Origin of the sequence: Acetobacterium wieringae (assembly GCF_001766835.1) — a bacterium.
Taxonomy (GTDB): Bacteria; Bacillota; Clostridia; order Eubacteriales; family Eubacteriaceae; genus Acetobacterium; species Acetobacterium wieringae.
This window is the reverse complement of the sequence record NZ_LKEU01000037.1, coordinates 189,586-207,145: the sequence shown is the minus strand read 5'-3', so window position 1 is coordinate 207,145 and position 17,560 is coordinate 189,586. Positions and strand designations below refer to the sequence as shown.

18 protein-coding genes are annotated in these 17,560 nt (G+C 46.6%); 17 read left to right on the top strand and 1 reads right to left on the bottom strand.

Annotated features, from left to right (window positions below; all coding sequences use genetic code 11):
* Positions 1 to 216: 216 nt before the first annotated feature.
* The 15 genes from ACWI_RS14635 to ACWI_RS14565 all read left to right on the top strand — a co-directional run bounded on the left by ACWI_RS14635 (position 217) and on the right by ACWI_RS14565 (position 14,633).
* Positions 217 to 2,145 carry a sigma 54-interacting transcriptional regulator gene (locus tag ACWI_RS14635; RefSeq protein ID WP_070372179.1) on the top strand — a complete coding sequence of 643 codons (1,929 nt, stop codon included), beginning with the start codon at positions 217 to 219 and terminating at the stop codon, positions 2,143 to 2,145.
* 219 nt (positions 2,146 to 2,364) lie between these two features.
* On the top strand, positions 2,365 to 4,500 hold the full coding sequence (gene acsB / locus ACWI_RS14630) for an acetyl-CoA decarbonylase/synthase complex subunit alpha/beta (protein WP_070372178.1): 2,136 nt from the start codon (positions 2,365 to 2,367) through the stop codon (positions 4,498 to 4,500).
* Positions 4,501 to 4,715: 215 nt separating this feature from the next.
* Complete coding sequence (locus tag ACWI_RS14625; protein ID WP_070372177.1) at positions 4,716 to 5,057, top strand: AbrB family transcriptional regulator; 342 nt, start codon at positions 4,716 to 4,718, stop codon at positions 5,055 to 5,057.
* Between the two features lie 2 nt (positions 5,058 to 5,059).
* The gene (locus tag ACWI_RS14620) at positions 5,060 to 5,353 is read left to right on the top strand and encodes a type II toxin-antitoxin system RelE/ParE family toxin (protein WP_070372176.1); all 294 of its coding nucleotides are present in this window, start codon (positions 5,060 to 5,062) and stop codon (positions 5,351 to 5,353) included.
* Positions 5,354 to 5,528: 175 nt separating this feature from the next.
* On the top strand, positions 5,529 to 6,125 hold the full coding sequence (locus tag ACWI_RS14615; protein WP_070372175.1) for a GTP-binding protein: 597 nt from the start codon (positions 5,529 to 5,531) through the stop codon (positions 6,123 to 6,125).
* A 15-nt stretch (positions 6,126 to 6,140) separates the two neighbouring features.
* Positions 6,141 to 6,620 (top strand): hypothetical protein, encoded by a 480-nt coding sequence (locus tag ACWI_RS14610; protein WP_070372174.1) that lies wholly within the window; start codon positions 6,141 to 6,143, stop codon positions 6,618 to 6,620.
* 259 nt (positions 6,621 to 6,879) lie between these two features.
* The gene (locus tag ACWI_RS14605; protein ID WP_070372173.1) at positions 6,880 to 7,497 is read left to right on the top strand and encodes a cobalamin B12-binding domain-containing protein; all 618 of its coding nucleotides are present in this window, start codon (positions 6,880 to 6,882) and stop codon (positions 7,495 to 7,497) included.
* Positions 7,494 to 8,618, top strand: coding sequence for a uroporphyrinogen decarboxylase family protein (locus ACWI_RS14600; RefSeq protein ID WP_242871626.1), 1,125 nt, complete (start codon positions 7,494 to 7,496; stop codon positions 8,616 to 8,618). Before ACWI_RS14605 ends, ACWI_RS14600 begins: the two co-directional genes overlap by 4 nt.
* 16 nt (positions 8,619 to 8,634) lie before the next feature.
* Entirely contained in the window at positions 8,635 to 9,438 is an 804-nt protein-coding gene (locus ACWI_RS14595; protein ID WP_070372171.1) for a dihydropteroate synthase, read from the top strand.
* Positions 9,439 to 9,579: 141 nt separating this feature from the next.
* A complete protein-coding gene (locus ACWI_RS14590; protein ID WP_070372170.1) occupies positions 9,580 to 10,230 on the top strand; it encodes a cobalamin B12-binding domain-containing protein in 651 nt (216 codons plus the stop codon).
* Positions 10,227 to 10,952: a GntR family transcriptional regulator gene (locus ACWI_RS14585; RefSeq protein ID WP_070372169.1), complete on the top strand. Its 726-nt coding sequence runs from the start codon at positions 10,227 to 10,229 to the stop codon at positions 10,950 to 10,952. Before ACWI_RS14590 ends, ACWI_RS14585 begins: the two co-directional genes overlap by 4 nt.
* A gap of 105 nt (positions 10,953 to 11,057) precedes the next feature.
* On the top strand, positions 11,058 to 11,585 hold the full coding sequence (locus ACWI_RS14580; RefSeq protein ID WP_070372168.1) for a DUF2284 domain-containing protein: 528 nt from the start codon (positions 11,058 to 11,060) through the stop codon (positions 11,583 to 11,585).
* Positions 11,586 to 12,086: 501 nt separating this feature from the next.
* Positions 12,087 to 13,241 carry a DUF924 family protein gene (locus ACWI_RS19270; RefSeq protein WP_207648659.1) on the top strand — a complete coding sequence of 385 codons (1,155 nt, stop codon included), beginning with the start codon at positions 12,087 to 12,089 and terminating at the stop codon, positions 13,239 to 13,241.
* A gap of 137 nt (positions 13,242 to 13,378) precedes the next feature.
* On the top strand, positions 13,379 to 14,215 hold the full coding sequence (locus tag ACWI_RS14570) for a lipase family protein (protein WP_070372167.1): 837 nt from the start codon (positions 13,379 to 13,381) through the stop codon (positions 14,213 to 14,215).
* Positions 14,216 to 14,246: 31 nt separating this feature from the next.
* Positions 14,247 to 14,633 (top strand): DUF3795 domain-containing protein, encoded by a 387-nt coding sequence (locus ACWI_RS14565; protein ID WP_070372166.1) that lies wholly within the window; start codon positions 14,247 to 14,249, stop codon positions 14,631 to 14,633.
* 112 nt (positions 14,634 to 14,745) lie between these two features.
* Here ACWI_RS14565 and ACWI_RS14560 read toward each other — a convergent pair whose 3' ends face one another.
* Positions 14,746 to 16,038 (bottom strand): metallophosphoesterase, encoded by a 1,293-nt coding sequence (locus ACWI_RS14560; protein WP_070372165.1) that lies wholly within the window; start codon positions 16,036 to 16,038, stop codon positions 14,746 to 14,748.
* Between the two features lie 159 nt (positions 16,039 to 16,197).
* Here ACWI_RS14560 and ACWI_RS19075 point away from each other — a divergent pair, with 159 nt between their 5' ends.
* Entirely contained in the window at positions 16,198 to 16,341 is a 144-nt protein-coding gene (locus tag ACWI_RS19075; protein WP_175440956.1) for a hypothetical protein, read from the top strand.
* The gene (locus ACWI_RS14555) at positions 16,326 to 17,435 is read left to right on the top strand and encodes a GGDEF domain-containing protein (RefSeq protein WP_070372164.1); all 1,110 of its coding nucleotides are present in this window, start codon (positions 16,326 to 16,328) and stop codon (positions 17,433 to 17,435) included. Before ACWI_RS19075 ends, ACWI_RS14555 begins: the two co-directional genes overlap by 16 nt.
* The last annotated feature ends 125 nt before the right edge of the window (positions 17,436 to 17,560 follow it).

Sequence of the window (17,560 nt, the reverse complement as noted above, 5' to 3'; positions counted from 1 at the left end):
AATTCCTTCAGCATTTACCGGCTATGATAAATAATAGCCTGAAACCCTGCGCTTGAATGGTATATTTTTCAGGGAAAGTCCCTTTGCTTCAATGGTTTAGGGGGTTTTTAATGTGCGAAGTTTGAGTAAATAAAAACAATCAAGCGACAAGATGGCTATTTTGTCGCTTTTGCATTATAATAGAGCTATTCTCGATGATCTAAAAGGAGCGGTGCGATGTTTAATAACGGCATTGTGAACTACGAAAATTATAACCACGTTGAAAAAAATTTAAAAAATGTCCTGAATCTGGCCAATAGCAGTGGGGCCTCCAAGGCAGTTGAGGAAGAAATCTATTATAATACAGCCAAAAATGTTGGCCGCAGCCTCAATGTTACTGATTATAACAGTTTAGCGGAAAAGATCATGGCCCTGGGGATTGGCCAGATTGTGATGACCAACATGTCCGATAACAAAATTGTTTTTCGGCTCTACGACTGTTTTACCTGCAGTGACATGGAAAACATCGGCAAACCGGTTTGTTATTTTGAAGCTGGGATTCTGGCCGGGGCCGTCAGTACTATCAGCAATCAGGATATGGATGCCGAGGAAGTGCGGTGCAACGCTCTGGGTGACGACTATTGTGAATTTGAAATCACCCCGGCCAAGGGCAATAAAAAGAACTTTCAGGCCGTCGGCGATGATGAAAAACCCGATATCAACATGCTTTATCTGACCATCAATTCACTCAAGCTGGCTAAAAGCAAAAATCAGATCCAATCCCAAAGTCAGCGCTCCAGCTGGGCCAATAAGAAGCTCAATGATGCCCTGGAAAATGCCCTGGAAGCCGATAATTTTAATCAGAACATCATCGACAGCATTCCCAACTATCTGGCGGTAATCGACAGCTCTGGGATGGTGGTGCGGATCAACAAAAAGTATCAGGAATTTTTGTCGCTGGCCTTTGAAAAAGACACCAGCATTATTTCGCTGGCCTGGGAAACAAAGTATACCGAGGTGCTAGCGACCGGCAAACCGGCCATCTGGCAGCAGATAATTTCCGGCAAGGAGCACATTGTTTTTGAAAGCCCGATTCTAAAATCCCAGGCAGTCCTGCGGCAGGTGATTCCGGTGGAATCGGATTTTATTAAACTGCTGCTTGATAAAATATCCGACCTGGAAGAGCGGATTGACAGCAACAAAAAAGCCAGCCAGCAGCAGCTTAAACTCAAAGATGATCGTGTTGTTGTGGTCAGCGATGTGATGATCAGTCAGGTAAACTACATCCGGAAAGTTGCTAAAACCGATGCCTCGATCTTAATCCGAGGCGAAAGCGGCACCGGCAAAACGCTGTTTGCCGAGGTGGTTCATCAGGAAAGTCCCCGTCGTCATAAGCCTTTTATCTACATTGACTGCACTACCATTCCCAAGAATTTTTTTGAAACCGAATTGTTTGGCTACACTCCCGGGGCCTTTACCGGCGCCAGCAGAAACGGCAAAGCCGGTAAACTGGAAATGGCTCAGGGCGGGACGGTTTTCTTAGATGAAATCGCCGAGATTCCCATTGAAATCCAGTCAAAGTTACTACGTTTTCTGCAGGAAAAGAAGTTTGAAAAAATGGGCGCCGTCAAAACCCAGCAGGTTGACACCCGGGTCATTGCCGCCACCAGTCAAAACCTCGAAGCGATGATCCGGGATGGCTTATTTCGCAAGGATCTTTACTACCGCCTCAATGTGATCAATATTGTTCTGCCGCCGCTGCGACAGCGGCGGGATGAAATCCCGGTCTTAGCCGCAAAGATTCTTAGTCAGATCAGTGAAGAAAGCAAAACCGGGCTTAAACGGATTGATGCGTCTGGCCTTCAGGCGCTGATGGGCTATGATTGGCCCGGCAATATCCGGGAGCTGGAAAATCTACTCAAGCGCCTTACCTTTCTGGTCGATGACGGAGTGATTACAAGCCAGGCGATAATGATGGAGCTGCATACGGCGGCGACCTTAAATGGCGGGGTCGGGGGCGCTGCCAGTGAAATCCGGGAAAATGAACGTGAGCTGATCATCCGGGTGTTGGAAAACTGCCATTATAACAAGTCGGCGGCAGCCGAAAAACTCGGCATCACCCGCCAGACCCTTTATAATAAGATTAAAAAGTATCAGATTAGTTAGACAGCCGGTGGCCGGGACGAGTGTCAAGTGATGTCAAAAAGTGTCAACTGTATTTTGACAGTGTCAAAATAATAGACACTATCAAATCGGGGCAGGCGGATAAAAATCCCATCAAACCGGGCTTGGCGGCATTTTATGGGGTTGGCACAAAACTTGCAATAATAAATTGGTAGTATGATTAATAAAAAATATTTCTTTGAAAAGGAAGAGTGAAAAATTATGAGTTTGACAGATTTAATTTACGCCGGTTCCAATGCAGTTGCCGGATTAACCGAAGGCGCAGTGAATGACGCCATTGAAAAATTTGGTGCGGATCATGCCGTGGGTTATCCCGATACCGCTTATTGTTTGCCGATTATCTACGCCGCTACCGGGGTTAAAATTAAGACCCTGGGCGATTTACCAGCGGCTGTGGGCATTCTTAAAAGCCTGATCACCAACAAGGAAGATCTGGGCGAGGCTTTAAATGCCGGTCTGGCGACCGCTGTTGGGGCCGAAATTATTGAAGCGATCCGCTATCTGGATGGTGACCCCTATGCCAATGATTCCGGCATCGGTTTTGTGCCGGATCCGATTATCCGATCATTGGGTGTGCCTCTGGTAACCGGTGATATCCCCGGGATTGCCGTCCTGCTGGGCGAAGCTGCTGATCCTGCGGCTCTGGCTGCGATTGTTAAGGACTATCAGGAAAAAGGACTGCTGACCTTTATGGTTGGTAACATTATTGAGCAGGCCTTAGAAGGCGGCGTCAAGATGGGGCTGGATTATCGGGTGATCCCGTTGGGTCATGAAGTGACCTCTGTTATTCACGTGGTCTCCGTGGCGATTCGGGCGGCTCTGATTTTTGGCGGCATCGAACCGGGCAAACTGCCGGAGTTTTTAACTTACACCAAAGAACGGGTACCGGCCTTTGTCAATACCTTTGGTGAACTCAACGAAGTGATTGTCTCCGTAGGTGCGGGTGCCATTGCGCTTGGTTTCCCAGTCATTGCTGATGTACCTGTACCTGAAGTTCCTGGAGCCCTGATGACTCAGGCCGACCACGCCAAAACCGTCGAATTTTCTCTGGAAGCCCGGGAAATTAAAATTAAAGTCACCAAAATCGATGTACCGGTTTCCGTGGCCTCGGCTTTTGAAGGGGAACGTGTTCGGAAAGACACCATGTTTGCTGAATTTGGCGGCAACAAAACCGAGTGTTGGGAACTGGTCACTACCGGTGATCCGGCAACCATGGAAGATCACAAAATCACTGTTATCGGACCGGATATCGATGATCCGAGCTTTGCCGACGCCGATGTCGTCCGTCTGCCACTGGGGATTGTTGTTACGGTTGGCGGTAAAGCTATGCAAAAAGATTTCGAAACCGTTCTGGAACGTCGTATCCACTATTTCACTAACTACATCGATGGAGCCATGCATGTGGGCCAACGTAACATCGCCTGGATTCGTCTGACCAAAGAAGCCTTTGCAAAAGGATTCCGCTTAAAACACATCGGTGAAGTGCTGTATGCCAAAATGCGTTCTGATTTTGAAAAGGTGGTTGATAAATGTGAAATCACCATCTACACAAACGCTGACGACGTTAAACGTTTGGGCGAAGAAATGGTTAAACCGATTTACGCCGAGCGGGATGCCCGAATGAATGCCCTGACCGATGAGAGTGTTGATGAATTCTATACCTGTTTATTATGTCAGTCTTTTGCGCCCAGCCATGTCTGCATCGTGACCCCGGAACGTCTGGGTCTGTGTGGCGCGGTTTCCTGGTTGGATGCCAAGGCGACCAAAGAACTCGATCCCGAAGGACCTAATCAGCCGGTCATCAAAGGAACTGCCAGTGATGAACGGGTTGGTCGTTGGGATTCGGTTAACAAGGCTGTTGCCAGCGCATCACAAGGCGCAGTTGAAAGCGTCACTCTGTATTCAATCCTTGAAGATCCAATGACTTCCTGTGGTTGCTTTGAATGTATCTGTGGAATCATGCCTGAAGCCAATGGCGTTATCATTGTCAACCGTGAATTCAGTCAGACTTCTCCGGTTGGGATGACCTTTGGCGAGTTGGCCTCCATGACCGGTGGTGGTGTGCAGACCCCCGGCTTTATGGGTCACGGTCGGTTCCTGATTGGTTCTAAAAAGTTTATGTCGGCTGAAGGCGGACTACAACGAATTGTCTGGATGCCCAAAGAATTAAAAGACGATGTGGCTGACCGCTTGAACAAAGCCGTTGTAGCCATGGGTGGACCGGAAAACTTTGCCGACATGGTTTGTGATGAAACCATTGCCACCGACTCCGAAGCGGTTCTGGAATTCCTGGAAACCAAAAACCATCCCGCTTTGGCGATGGATCCGATTATGTAGGCATTTTACCAATACATTTATTTAAAAAAGACAAGCAAAAACGCATCTCATTTTGAGGTGCGTTTTTTTGATTCGGATCCTTGTGATATGATATTAATGTTGATGATGGCTAAGTGGTGATAATCAATTGCAGCTGACTGGAATCCGTGATATAATAAAATCAAAGAAACTAGGAAATTATTTAAAAATTGCTTAAGAGGATAGGAGGCGCCAAAATGGAACGAAAAACCATTCGCATTTCAGGAAAGCGACAGATTACAATCCCGCAAAAATATTTTGAAGCACTGGGGTTTGGCAAAGAAGCGGAATGTATTCTTCAGAATAATATGATTTTAATTAAGCCGGTTAGAGAAAATAGCGGCGGAGAATTTGCTGAGCAGATTTTGGCCGATCTGATTGCACAGGGATACAGCGGGGAGACATTACTCAAAAAATTTAAGGAAGAACAAAAAAAGGTTCGTCCCGCTGTTGAAAAAATGATGGAAAAAGCAAAAGAGGCAGCCGAAGGAAAAGGCGAGTTTTACACATACGATGAAATTTTTGGCCCAGAGGAATAAGTATGGCAAAACTGATTATTCTGCTACCCGCAGCCAGGTATTTAAAAAAATTAAACGATAAGCATTTAAAGCTGGCTTATCAAAAAGCAATGGACCAGCTTTTAATTGATCACACCCTGGGCACGGCAAAAACAGGTGATTTGTCTGGCATATTTGGTTATGATATTTATTATAACCAAACGAATTATGAACTTGCCTATCGGATCGAGTATCAAGATGATAAAATAATTATTGTGATCATGGCCGGTACCCGTGAAAATTTCTATCAACAGCTCAAACGTTACATGAAAAAGTAAGAAATAACGCCATCAGAAACGATTGTTTTGATGGCGTTATTTAATGCGAAATTTTTCAATCAACCCATATTGTAAATAAAAACAAATTTGCGAAAGTAGCTTGACAAAACGTTTACAGTGGTTTATATTAAATCCATACTTACTTGTACGTATAAGTTAAGAATGGAGAATGATCATGGATGGACCCAAAATCGTTTTATTTACCGGATTTCTTGGTTCCGGCAAAACGTCGCTATTGTTACGCTGTGCAAAAAACCTGGCTGAAACAAAAAAACGCAGTGCCATCATTGTCAATGAGGTGGGCGAGATTGGTATTGACAATCTGCAAATGAAAAAAATGGGGTATGCAGTCTGGGAAATATTTGGCGGCTGTATCTGCTGTACCCTGGCCATCAGTTTGGAAGATACCCTCACTCAGTTAATGGCGAATTATGAACTGGATTATATCTTAATTGAACCCTCGGGAGCAGCCGATCCTGCGGCAATCTATCCGGCCCTTTCCCACAGTGGTTTTTCAAAAGAGCAAATCAGAAACGTGATGATTCTTGATCCGACGCGAATTGAGATGTTTGAAGCGGTGTTGGAACCGTATTTGGCGGCGTCGGTACCGCTGGCAGATTTTGCCGTTATCAACAAAATTGATGTCGCTGCGGCAGATGAAATCAAAAAAACAGAAGAGGTGATCAAACAGTATCACCAGGATCTGCCCACGGTGCAAATTAATGTGAAGCACTTAGTTAATGAACAGATCCAAAAAATCATTGGTGGGTAAAAAAGGAGAACGACGATGTATCAGAATATTTTTGAAACACTGGCCATTGAGACAACGCTGACGTTACGACAGGCGGGGTCGAGTAAAAAATGGCAGGAAATCGGCTGCTTTTTTTTAGAAAATTATCTTGAGCAGTTAAGCAAGACCGAAAATTTCATGATTGGACATATCAAAGCGATTATTGAATTGGGAGATGATCGTTTTATTCGTCTCAGCAGTGTCGCTTTGAATAAACCGGTAAACTGTGAGTTCAATGGAACCGACAGACAAAATAGCAAAGGCCACCTGACCTTTAATGCCATTGTATCCGGGGTCGATAAAAAAAGGAATCTGCAAAATTTTCATCTGGCCCTGGCACGAACCTGTAGTGTGTATGAAATGCTGACTGACTATCGGGAAAGCAATCAACCTGAAGCAACAAACCATAGCTGTGGTGAAGTTGACTGTCCGGTTTGTCACGACAATCATGAACATGATGAGGCCTGTGGGCATTAGCATAATAATCGAGTAACATCGATGTTATAAATTAAAACAGGAGGTAGATGCGATGTCAAAAAAACAAAAGACTCCTTAATTCCAGGCATACAGGGATTGCGGCCCTTAATTGGTATTCACGGAAAAAAGGAGATCTCATCAGAATTTTACCATAAATCTGAGTAAATGATAATAGATTTTTTACTTGTATATAACGATTGTATTTTGATGGGTATTCTCCAAAGATTATTGATTCAAAAATAGTTGGAGGAATGTAAAAATGGCAAAGATAAGTGAATTGCTGGCAAATCTGGAAATGGATGAACTGATGGAAAGCGTACAGCTTGATTTGGACAATGGACGGGATCCGGTCGAGATTCTAAAGGAGTGCGAAGCCGGAATGGTTAAAGTTGGGGAGATGTTTAGTGCCGGGGACTATTTTGTTTCTGATCTAATGATGTCCGGCGAAATGTTTAAAGAAGTGGGCATAATGCTGGAACCGCATCTGTCGGGCAAAACCGGTGATGTTTTGGGCAAGGTCGTATTGGGCACAGTTGAAGGCGATATCCACGATATCGGTAAAGATCTGGTCTATGTCATGCTTAAATCCGGCGGCTTTGATGTCATTGATGTGGGGGTGGACGCCAAACCGGAAGTTTTTGTGGACGCCTTAAAGGAATCCGGAGCGCCGATTCTGGCATTATCCTGTTTATTAACCACCGCTTATGATTCCATCTCAAACACCGTCAAAGCCGTTGAAGAAGCCGGATTCAGAGATAAGGTCAAAATTATCATCGGTGGCGGACCCACCGACGAATCGGTGGTCAGATACACCGGCGCAGATGCAGTTGGCGACGATGCCCAGTCAGCCGTAAGATTATGTAAGGAGATGTTATGATGAAAACGAACCCAATATATGATGAACGATTAAAAAAAGTTCAAGCGTGTATAAATCATGAAAACGAACATGTTGTTGGCTGCTATATGGGGCAAGCGGTACCGCCAACCTATTCTGATATTTCATTGGCTAAATATATGTCAGATACAGAAGTTGGTTTAAAATATTATATAGAATTTGTAAATCGTATAAATACTATTGCACCGGTTGATTGTATTAATTTTGCTTATCCAGGTGCGCATCAAGCGGCTTTAAGCCTAATATGGTGGTCTAAAGTTAAAATGCCAGGTGAGGAATTAGGTGAAAATGATATCTGGCAGGTTGATGAGAAAAAATTAATACAAGATGGCGATTACGAACTCATCATTAAAGAAGGATCAGCAGCGGTAATGAATCGCATTTTACCTCAAATCATTGATATGAAAAAGATTGAACAATTCTTTGAATATCATGCAAAAGATGAAATGATAGCGCAACAATATATTGATGCTGGCTATCCGGTTTTAAATAGTGGATTAATCTGTCCTCCGTTTGAAACGTTATGTGGTGGACGTTCGATGACAGCTTTTTTTATGGATTGCTATAAAAAACCGGACTTAATCAAAGAAGCACAAAATGTCATGCTGGAAGAACAGTTGAAAATGATCGCCACACGACCTGATCGGGATTATGTCATCGGTGAATGGATTGGCGGATGGCGGGGTGCTTCAGGACTCGTCAGTCCTAAAATTTGGGATAATTTGGTATGGCCTTACATGTATAAACTTGCGTTAGCTTTAATTGAACGTGGAATTACACCGATTTTACATTTAGACCAGAATTGGGATCGCGATTTAGAACGATTTTTAGAATTGCCGGAAAATAAATGTATCATCAATACAGATGGTATGACTGACTTAAGAAAAGCCCGGAAAGTTTTAGGTAATCACGTTGCATTTATGGGAGATGTTCCGTCACAAATGTTAACCGTATCCACTCCTGATGAAGTCAAGGATTATATTCGTCGATTACTCGATGACATTGGTGTGAAAGGGGTGATTTTAGCAGCAGGTTGTGATGCTCCGACTGGTTCAAAGTTTGAAAATCTTGTGGCAATACACGAGGTTGCGCAAGAATATTAAAAATTAAGGAGATCCTATGATATTTATCGGAGAAAAAATAAACGGCACCCGCAAAGCCATCCAGGAAGCTATCTTAAACCGGGATGCCGACTTCATCAAAAAAACAGCCCTGGATCAGGCCAATGCCGGGGCTGACTATCTGGATGTGAACGCCGGCACCGACCCCTCCCGGGAGCAAGAGGACATGCTGTGGCTGCTGGAGGTCGTCCAGTCCGTCACGGATACTCCCATCTGCATTGACAGTTCAACCCCGGAAGTGATCAAAGAAGCCATTCACGTCGTTAACAAGACGCCAATGATTAATTCCATCAATGGTGATCCTGCTCGTCTGAAGAGTTTTATTCCGTTTATTCGGGAACGGGATTGCGATGTCATCGCACTGGCATTGGATGAATCACAATCCGGGATGCCAAAAACCGTGGCCGAACGGATGGCAGTTTTGGAACGGATTTTTGAGGCCACCCGGGCAGCCGGGATCGCCGATGATAAAGTCTATGTCGATCCGTTGATTATGGCCGTGGCCACCGATCAGCAGGCGGGTCTGGTGGCCTTTGAATCGATCCGGGCCATCCGGGAAACCTATCCGCAAGCGCATATCACCGGGGGGCTGAGCAATATTTCCTTTGGTCTGCCCAACCGGGCCCTGATCAATCGCACCTTTTTGACTCTGGCGGTAGCCGCTGGCATGAACTCGGCGGTGGTCAACCCGGAAAACGTGGCACTGATCGAATCGCTAAAAGCGACCGAACTGCTGCTGGGTCGGGATCGTTTCTGCCGACACTACACCATTGCAGCAAAAGTTGAATTCAGTAAAAAATAAATAGGCAGAGCCTGGCCCTTTTCCTGGTTACAGGAAGAGGGCCAAACTGCTTAAGCGGGCCAGCAAATGCCGGTAGGCTGATAAAAGTAAATGTGATATAATCATGAATACAAAGTGGAACAGAAGCGTTGAGGGGAAGAAATGAAGGAAAAACTGATTGAACTGATTGCCGACTTAAAACTAAATGAGGCCGAAGAGCTGGCTGACCAACTGATCAAAGAGGGGATTGCCGTCCAGGAGCTATATGATCTGGTGATGGAAGGTCTGGCTGAAATCGGAAAGAAGTATGAAAATGGTGAATGTTATATTGCCGATCTGATTGTTTCGGGGATGATTGCCAAAAATATTTTTGCGGCGGCGAATCTCAAGCAGGGGACCGGTCCAGCAGACAAATCGCTGGGCACGGTTCTGTTTGGAACGATTTTTGACGACATCCACGACATTGGCAAGGATCTGATGATCGATGCCCTGGAAAACCGGAGTATTCACGTTATCGATCTGGGGGTCGATGTGCGGGTGTCAAAATTTGTGGAAGCAGTCAAACGGCATCAGCCGGATATCATTGCCGTCAGCTGCGTCATGACTAATTCGATCCCCTATCTGCAGGAGTTGGGCAAGGCCCTGGAAGCGGAAAACCTGCTTGCCAATCGTCGGTTTTTGTTGGGCGGAGCGGTGGTCAATCAGGATTATGTCAAAATTCCGCAGATTGATTTCATGACCAATAACTTCTATGAGGGCATCCAGTATTGTGAGGTCTACCTGAAGGCGAAAAAGGGAGCGATGGAGGTATGAGTGATGTTTTGTATCTGGCGATCGTGGCCAGTTTAAAAGACAAAATTTTAAAAAGTCAGCTCAAACCGGGTGACATGCTCAATTCCGAAACAGCCCTGATGCAGGAATATTCGGCCAGTCGGATGACCATCCGCAAAAGCCTGTCACTGCTTTCCAACGAAGGTTATATTTATTCGGTTCCCGGCAAGGGTAATTTTGTCTGTAAGCCGGAAGTGGATATTTTTCAGTTCAAGTTCAACAAGTACGATGGCCTCAATATCCACATTGACAATGTCAAGCTGATTTCGGTTAAGGTGCTGCTGCCAGCCAAACAGATCGACCGGATTTTGAAGCTGGAGGACAATCAGAAAGCGGTGGAAGTTAAGCGGATACTCTATTCGGATGACCGGGAAATTGCCATGGAGATTATTTACCTGCCCTACGTTCATCACCAGCCGGTTATTGAAGACATGCTGAAATTTGCCAATTATATGAAGCCGGTGGAAGAAAAGCTGGCCTTCGTGCTGGATAAATCCCTTGACATCACCGTGGTTATGCCTAGTGACGAAGTCCGGGAAACCCTGAATCTGGGGCAAAATGAACCGGTCTTTGAAATCACGGAGCTGATTCGCAATGAGGCGACCCAGCAAATGTTGCAGTATGCCTGGTTTTATGTGAGTCCCCGATACTTGAGCATCAAGGCGGCTACTCCCAAAGACAGCGAAGACAAACGGATATTTTAGGTAGTATCAGCAACTGGCTGCGGCCGCATGCTGGCCAGTAGTCTGGCCTGCGCTTTAAATGCGGCAAACACGGCAGTAATTTAGAATCGAATCAGGAGGAATGAAATGAAAGAATATCTTAAACAGGGTGAATTTACTGAAATTGCAGCACTGAGAGATCGGGGTGACATTCAGATCACTGAAGAGGTCCGGGATCGCTGTGCCGACAATTACTGCGGGTTTTACGGCAAAAACCACATGTGTCCGCCGGCAGTGGGCGATCTTGATTATTACCGCCAGCTGATTGCCAGCTACGACCAGGGACTGGTCTTTTCCAAAGCCTATCCGGTGACGTCCCGAAACGATTACCAGGGGATGCTGGCTGCCGGAATGGCCTTTCGGGAGATCATTCAGGATATTAACCGGCAAGCTAAAGCCGATCATCAGGATTGTCTTTTTTTTACGGCCGGAACCTGCGGTATCTGTAAAAAATGTGCCATCCTCGATGACAAACCCTGCCGGTTCCCGGATCAGGCCATTCCCTCGCTGGAAGCGGCCGGAATTGATGTGGTGGGACTGAGTCGGGATCTGGGGATGAAGTATAATAACGGCGCCGACAAGGTGACCTATTTCGGCCTGGTTTTGTATCGGTAGCGGGAACTTTGACTGGCGGGATCACGCCCCAGTCTTTTGTAGAGGCCCTGAGCCGTCAGGCTGACGACGAAAATGATTGATAAAACTAAAAAACCATGCGATGATAAGCCTAGTAAAAGGATGGAGGAAAAAGTATGAGTAAATCAAAAGCAAGAAAGATCTGGTTTAACCGGGTCTTTCTTGCTTTTTGTGATCGTTTGATGATGAGGCGGTTTGAAGGATCAGTGGCTCAGCTTTGTTCATGATATGATTTAGTATAATCGATATAAATAAGAAAAGCTGTTACCATGGTAACACAGTTGGGATGAAAATAAGAAAAAATGACACACTTGACTTATTATCCAGCCCGTCAGATTTTGATGTCCGGTTCGTTACAAAATACTGCGACCGTGATATAATAAGAATTAAATTTTGTTAAACGTTATAAAGCTCGACAGTGCGCAAATCTGGCGAAGGGATTCAAAAGGATAACGCTCAGGTTACGAGCGAGGGGAGAAAAAGATGTATAAAATAAGCGAGTTAACAGTCGACGATTATCTGAAAAAAATGGCAGTGTGTGATTTCCCGGGGCCAGCAGCCGGGAGTGCGGCGGCAACGGCCGTGGCCATGGCAGCAGCCCTGCTGGAAATGTCTTGTGATGGCAGTCTCAGAAAAAACGGCGATAATCCGCTGCTGGCAGAATCCATTGCCCTGGCGGCCGAGCTTCGTCAGGCCGGTTTAAACTTGGCTGATGTGGATATGGCCGCTTATGGCCGGGTGATCACCGCCGCCAAAAATAAAGCCACTGACCGGGAAGCTTATGAAACGGCCATGAAAGGTGCCACCGAGCCCTTCATGGCGATTCTCAGGCACTGTCACCGCCTCCTCGGGCAGATTGAAAAAGTGATCAAAGGCAGTTTTTCCAGAGTGCTGGGGGATTTGGTTGGCGGGGCCTATCTGGCTGAGGCGGCAGCAGCGGCATCCAAGTCAGGCATTGATGTCAATCTGATGCTGATTGGTGATCGCGCCTATCAAAGCCGCTATCAGACTGAAGCGAAAGCTCTTTATCAGGCCTGTGTCAGCCTGAAAGTGGAGATTCTTGGTCAGGTTTTTTCAGGGTCTTCGGCAGATCTTCAGCCTGAGGCCAAAGCGGTGCTGGATTTCTGGTTTGACCCCGCCAATCAGCCCTACTGGTTTTTGAAAAATGAGGCCTTCGATATGGTGATCAGAAGGCAGTTTTACGATTGTTGGGTGGCGGCTGGTAAGGGTCTTTTAGCGGACTGGCGGGACACCATCGAGGGACGGCTGGCCGAGATTATCCTGCTGGATCAGTTTTCCAGAAACTTAAACCGTGACGATTCCAGGGCCTTTGCCCAGGATGCCATGGCCCTGACGCTGGCCCAGGAAGCCGTCCGCCATCCGGATTATCAGCGACTGGATCCGCTCCGGCAGCGGTTTGTGCTGATGCCCTTTATGCATTCGGAGTCGGCTGGCATTCATCAGCTGGGGCTGCCGCTCTTTGAAGCCCTGGGCGATCCCAAAACCCTGGAATATGAAATCCGGCATCAGCAGATCATTGCTCAGTTTGGCCGTTATCCCCATCGCAATGAGGTCCTTAAGCGGGAGTCTACAGCGGCTGAAATGGCCTTCCTCAAACAACCAGGCAGCAGTTTTTAGGCGCTTTAGCGGATCAGCTATTAGCAGCGGTCGCACCCCGCTGTGATTTAGCCAATGACAAAAATAGATGGCACTAATTCCAGGCCATTTTGACAATTACGATGCTGCGAAAAATAGCGGCGGAATGGAGAATATTTATGAAGCAATGCGATTTACCTGAAATTTACAGTAATCAGGATGCGATTTTAATGGCCGGTTTTTGTTACCAGACCTACCTTTTTTATGATCAACAGCAACTGGTGCTGCCAGTTGGTTTTGAACTGCGATCTTCATTTAAGGGGATGGCTGGTGTGACGGAAAAAACGCAAGAGAATTTTGGTTATATTGCGGAGTCGAAAGACTCCTTAGTGCTGGCTTTTCGGGGAACCGATTCAACCCCCAACCTGGATTCTGATCTGGATCTTTTTCAGATTCCCTTTCCTTATGTAAAAAATGCCGGACTCTGTCACCGGGGGATCACCCGGATCTATCAGTCACTCCGGGAGGAAGTGCTTGATCAGCTCAGCCAATTGCCTCAGGACAAAAAATTCTATATCACCGGCCATAGTCTGGGTGGTGATCTGGCCATTATGGCGGCCCTGGACTTGGCTGTCAATAGCAACCGAAAGGCCATCATTGCCTATACTTATGCCGCTGGCAGACCGGGTGATCGGGATTTTGCAGCGGCTTACAAGGCCCAGGTTAAAAACAGTTTCCGGATTTATAATGTCCATGATTTTATCCCAACCCTGCCAGCAGCCGAATATCCGCCGCCCTTTACCGAAACCGGTCTGGTTTATGAGCACGTGGATGTTGCAGTGCCGATTGCTTTCCAGATGAACAATCTGTTTTTAAATCATCGGATCAATTATTATTTCCAGAAGCTGGGCGAACAGGATCACAATTATTTCCGGCAACTGCAAAGCAGCAGCCCGGGTTTTGGTCCGGAGGCCATTGACTTGTCGGCATTGGCTGCGGCAATGGCTAATAATTAGGATAAGGCTTTAAAAAGGAAGGGAAAAACACATGCAGGATCGAATTACCTTATGCGGTGATAATTGTACCTATTGTCCCCGCTTCAATGCTGATACCGAAGAAGAACTGAAGCAGGTGGCCGAACTGTGGCATTACCTGGGATGGCGGGACCGGGTGGTTCCAGCCGCGGAAATGAAATGTCCGGGTTGCAATCCCGACAAACAATGTGCCTACGGTCTCATCGACTGTACCTGGGAACATGGGGTCAGACACTGCCTGCAGTGTGTAGAGTACCCCTGTCAGAAGATTGAAGCCATGCTGACAAAATCCCGAAAATACAAAACCATCTGTCAGGAAATTTGCAATGATCAGGAATACGCTGTGCTGGAAAAAGCCTTTTTCAAAAAGCACATCAATTTAAGTAAAAAGGATAATTAACTAAAACCGCCCATGGTGCTGCTTTGCGCGCCATGGGCGGTTTTTATTCACTGGCTGTATCGTTTTAACCCCGGGGCTTAAAACGATACGCTGCCGATCTAAAGTAACCAGTTTACGGCTGGCTGATATCGGTAATCGTCCCATCGGCAGCATATTGCATCAGACGCACGGCTGAGGTATCCTGACCGGATTCAATCACCACAAAGGTCATATCGGCCCCCAGCAGATTTTTATCAATCCAGGTGCCGCTGTTAACATAGGTTTTCTCCCGGTTGTACCCTTGGCTAAAGGTGTTGTACACCGGCACATGGGTGTGTCCAAAGACAACGATATCAACCGTAGGATCGACATTGAAATACTGGGTCACCGCCTGCTCATCACAGAAGGTGGGATCCTGAGCCCGGGCAGTAGCTTCGGCATAGGGGAGTTTGACGGCAACGCCGTTGGCATCCTGGAGGGCATCCCAGCGTCGTTGAACGTTGGCGTATAAAGCGGCACTGATGGTGCCGTCAGCCTGAAGCGTTGGCAGCAAATCGGAAAGGGCAAAGCTGTCGTTGTAGCCATCGACATCAAGGTTGATAACCGGCTCAGTAAAACCGGCGTTGATCGGGAAGGTTTCGATGGTACCAGCCCAGGTCTGGTAATAGGCATAGGCACCCAGCTGATCAATGTTATCAGATGCTGGTTTTGCTACCTCGGGCAGCGTAAGCTGGGGAGCGGACTTACCTTCGGCTACCGAGGTGGCAGCGACCCGGGTAAAGAAATAGCCTGGTGGCAGAATCGAGGGATAAGAACCGGTGAATTCTTTATTGGACAGGGTATCCGGGGCACAGAAGGTGTTATAGCGGTGGCCATGCTCAATGACAATTTCCGAACGGGCGCCGGTTCGATAGGTGCCCAGACCAGCCACATCCCGGATCTGTTTAATCCCGGGGATCAGTTCGGCCAGCAGTTCATCGGTTAACAGCAGGTCGTGATTGCCGGGAACATAGGTCACCGTGACGCCGCTCTTGATCAGTGTTTCGAGGGCAGCAACGATCTCAGCATTATTTTCGGCAACTTTTTTAAAGAAGGCCTTCAGTTCGGTGGGGCCGGTATAGCTTACCGGAACAAACCATTGATCAAAAAGGTCGCCATCAATGACCAGTTCATCAATCTCGCTGCTGTTTAATTGTCCCAGAAAGGACACCAGCGCCGCTTTGTTTTTGGTTGTTTCAGAAAAGCTGTCATCAATCCCCAGATGGAGATCGCTGATGACGACAACCCGGCTGGCGGTATGGGCGGCATCATTCTCCCAGAGGGGCAGCGAATCAGCCTGATTAGTGGGTTTGGCGGCACAGGCGGCCAGTGACACAATCAGCACAGGAACAAGGGACAGTAACAGTCCGGACTTTAATGATTTCATAAAGAATTCTCCCTTTTTTATTTTGCATCCTCTTCGCTCATTGCTCTTAAAATATAAACCCCGGCAGCGAAAAATACGCAATTGTTTGTTGAATTATAACAGAAATGGGAACAGTTGAAAAGTCATTGATTGTTATATCGAGCCAGGTTGTTTACGATCATGTCACCAGAATTAAAGAGAAAAGCCGTAAAAGCAGTAGCCCTTGTTTGGCTGTTGCGCTATAATACGGATAAAGGTGCGTTTTACAATACCATAATGGCAGACATCAAGGAAGGCGGAGTAACACAATGGGAGGATTTTTAAAACTAGAGGGTAAGGCCCGGGATGATTTTTATCAGGCCAAGTACGATTATTACAAACGGTTCAATTTGGGAGTATTGTTTGCCTCGGCCTTTATGTTTCTGATTCTGTTTGTGGCCGACTGGCAGGTTGATGGGGCGGCATTGGGGCGTTCTTTCCTGATTCGCAGCTCGGTGGTGGTGCCGATGTTGGTTGTTTTTTGGGCCTATCAGAAAATTAACAACTACAAAATTATGGGGATACTGACCTACCTGATGGTTCATGCGATGATCTGGGGCAACATCTGGGCGGGGTCGTATCTGGCGGATCAGTCCTATGTCAATGAGGGCTTTCTGATCATGAGTCTGGTGCTACTACTGGTCTCTTTTGCGGCACCGCCATTTGTGGCTATCATTGGCCAGCTGGGGCTGATCGGGGATATTTTGCTGGCAGATCATCTCTATCATTTTGAAAACATCAATGCCATTTTGACCTTTAATATCCAGGTCATTGTGCTGCTCTGTCTGGTTGATTTTATCATTGCAGGTTTTTATTACGACCACTACATCACCCAGCGCAAGCTGGAATTTGCCCTTTTTCACGATCCCTTAACCCAGGTCTTCAACCGCCGTCAGTTACACAAGATTATGGGAGAAGGTCATGATCTGACCTTTTTGAGTGACGCCATTGCAATCCTGATTATGGATATTGATCATTTCAAACTGGTCAATGACCGCTACGGCCATGACGAGGGAGATCGAATTTTGCAGTTTGTGGCGGACTGTATCCGTAACAGTTTGCGGGGGCCGGATATGGTGATGCGTTGGGGCGGCGAAGAATTTGTGGTGATTCTGTTTGACTGTCCGGCTGATCAGGCGATGGCGGTGGCGGAGCGGATTCGCAAGTCGGTGGAAAAATCGGTCAATGGTGTTTGTGCCATTACCATTTCCTTAGGGGTGGCCATCTATGCCGGGGGTGACTGCTTTGAGACCATTAACCAAGCTGACAGTGCCCTTTATGTTGCCAAGCGACAGGGTCGTAATCAGGTGGTCAGCTATGAAGCACTGGATGAAAAACTGCGTCAGGAAGTGGCAAGAGCCCGGCAGAATGAGGTCTGAACGAACTTTATTGCCGTCTTGGTGCTGAAAGCGTTGACACAAAAATCAGGATGTAATATAATACACTAAATTTAACCGGTAAAGTTTTTAGATTCTTAATTTAATTTGCGAGAATAAAAAGCTGC

Bases quoted from the DNA above. Each gene is read 5' to 3' on its own strand.
- ACWI_RS14635 (WP_070372179.1), top strand. From the start codon at position 217: ATGTTTAATAACGGCATTGTGAACTACGAAAATTATAACCACGTTGAA.
- acsB (WP_070372178.1), top strand. From the start codon at position 2,365: ATGAGTTTGACAGATTTAATTTACGCCGGTTCCAATGCAGTTGCCGGA.
- ACWI_RS14625 (WP_070372177.1), top strand. From the start codon at position 4,716: ATGGAACGAAAAACCATTCGCATTTCAGGAAAGCGACAGATTACAATC.
- ACWI_RS14620 (WP_070372176.1), top strand. From the start codon at position 5,060: ATGGCAAAACTGATTATTCTGCTACCCGCAGCCAGGTATTTAAAAAAA.
- ACWI_RS14615 (WP_070372175.1), top strand. From the start codon at position 5,529: ATGGATGGACCCAAAATCGTTTTATTTACCGGATTTCTTGGTTCCGGC.
- ACWI_RS14610 (WP_070372174.1), top strand. From the start codon at position 6,141: ATGTATCAGAATATTTTTGAAACACTGGCCATTGAGACAACGCTGACG.
- ACWI_RS14605 (WP_070372173.1), top strand. From the start codon at position 6,880: ATGGCAAAGATAAGTGAATTGCTGGCAAATCTGGAAATGGATGAACTG.
- ACWI_RS14600 (WP_242871626.1), top strand. From the start codon at position 7,494: ATGATGAAAACGAACCCAATATATGATGAACGATTAAAAAAAGTTCAA.
- ACWI_RS14595 (WP_070372171.1), top strand. From the start codon at position 8,635: ATGATATTTATCGGAGAAAAAATAAACGGCACCCGCAAAGCCATCCAG.
- ACWI_RS14590 (WP_070372170.1), top strand. From the start codon at position 9,580: ATGAAGGAAAAACTGATTGAACTGATTGCCGACTTAAAACTAAATGAG.
- ACWI_RS14585 (WP_070372169.1), top strand. From the start codon at position 10,227: ATGAGTGATGTTTTGTATCTGGCGATCGTGGCCAGTTTAAAAGACAAA.
- ACWI_RS14580 (WP_070372168.1), top strand. From the start codon at position 11,058: ATGAAAGAATATCTTAAACAGGGTGAATTTACTGAAATTGCAGCACTG.
- ACWI_RS19270 (WP_207648659.1), top strand. From the start codon at position 12,087: ATGTATAAAATAAGCGAGTTAACAGTCGACGATTATCTGAAAAAAATG.
- ACWI_RS14570 (WP_070372167.1), top strand. From the start codon at position 13,379: ATGAAGCAATGCGATTTACCTGAAATTTACAGTAATCAGGATGCGATT.
- ACWI_RS14565 (WP_070372166.1), top strand. From the start codon at position 14,247: ATGCAGGATCGAATTACCTTATGCGGTGATAATTGTACCTATTGTCCC.
- ACWI_RS14560 (WP_070372165.1), bottom strand. From the start codon at position 16,038: ATGAAATCATTAAAGTCCGGACTGTTACTGTCCCTTGTTCCTGTGCTG.
- ACWI_RS19075 (WP_175440956.1), top strand. From the start codon at position 16,198: ATGTCACCAGAATTAAAGAGAAAAGCCGTAAAAGCAGTAGCCCTTGTT.
- ACWI_RS14555 (WP_070372164.1), top strand. From the start codon at position 16,326: ATGGGAGGATTTTTAAAACTAGAGGGTAAGGCCCGGGATGATTTTTAT.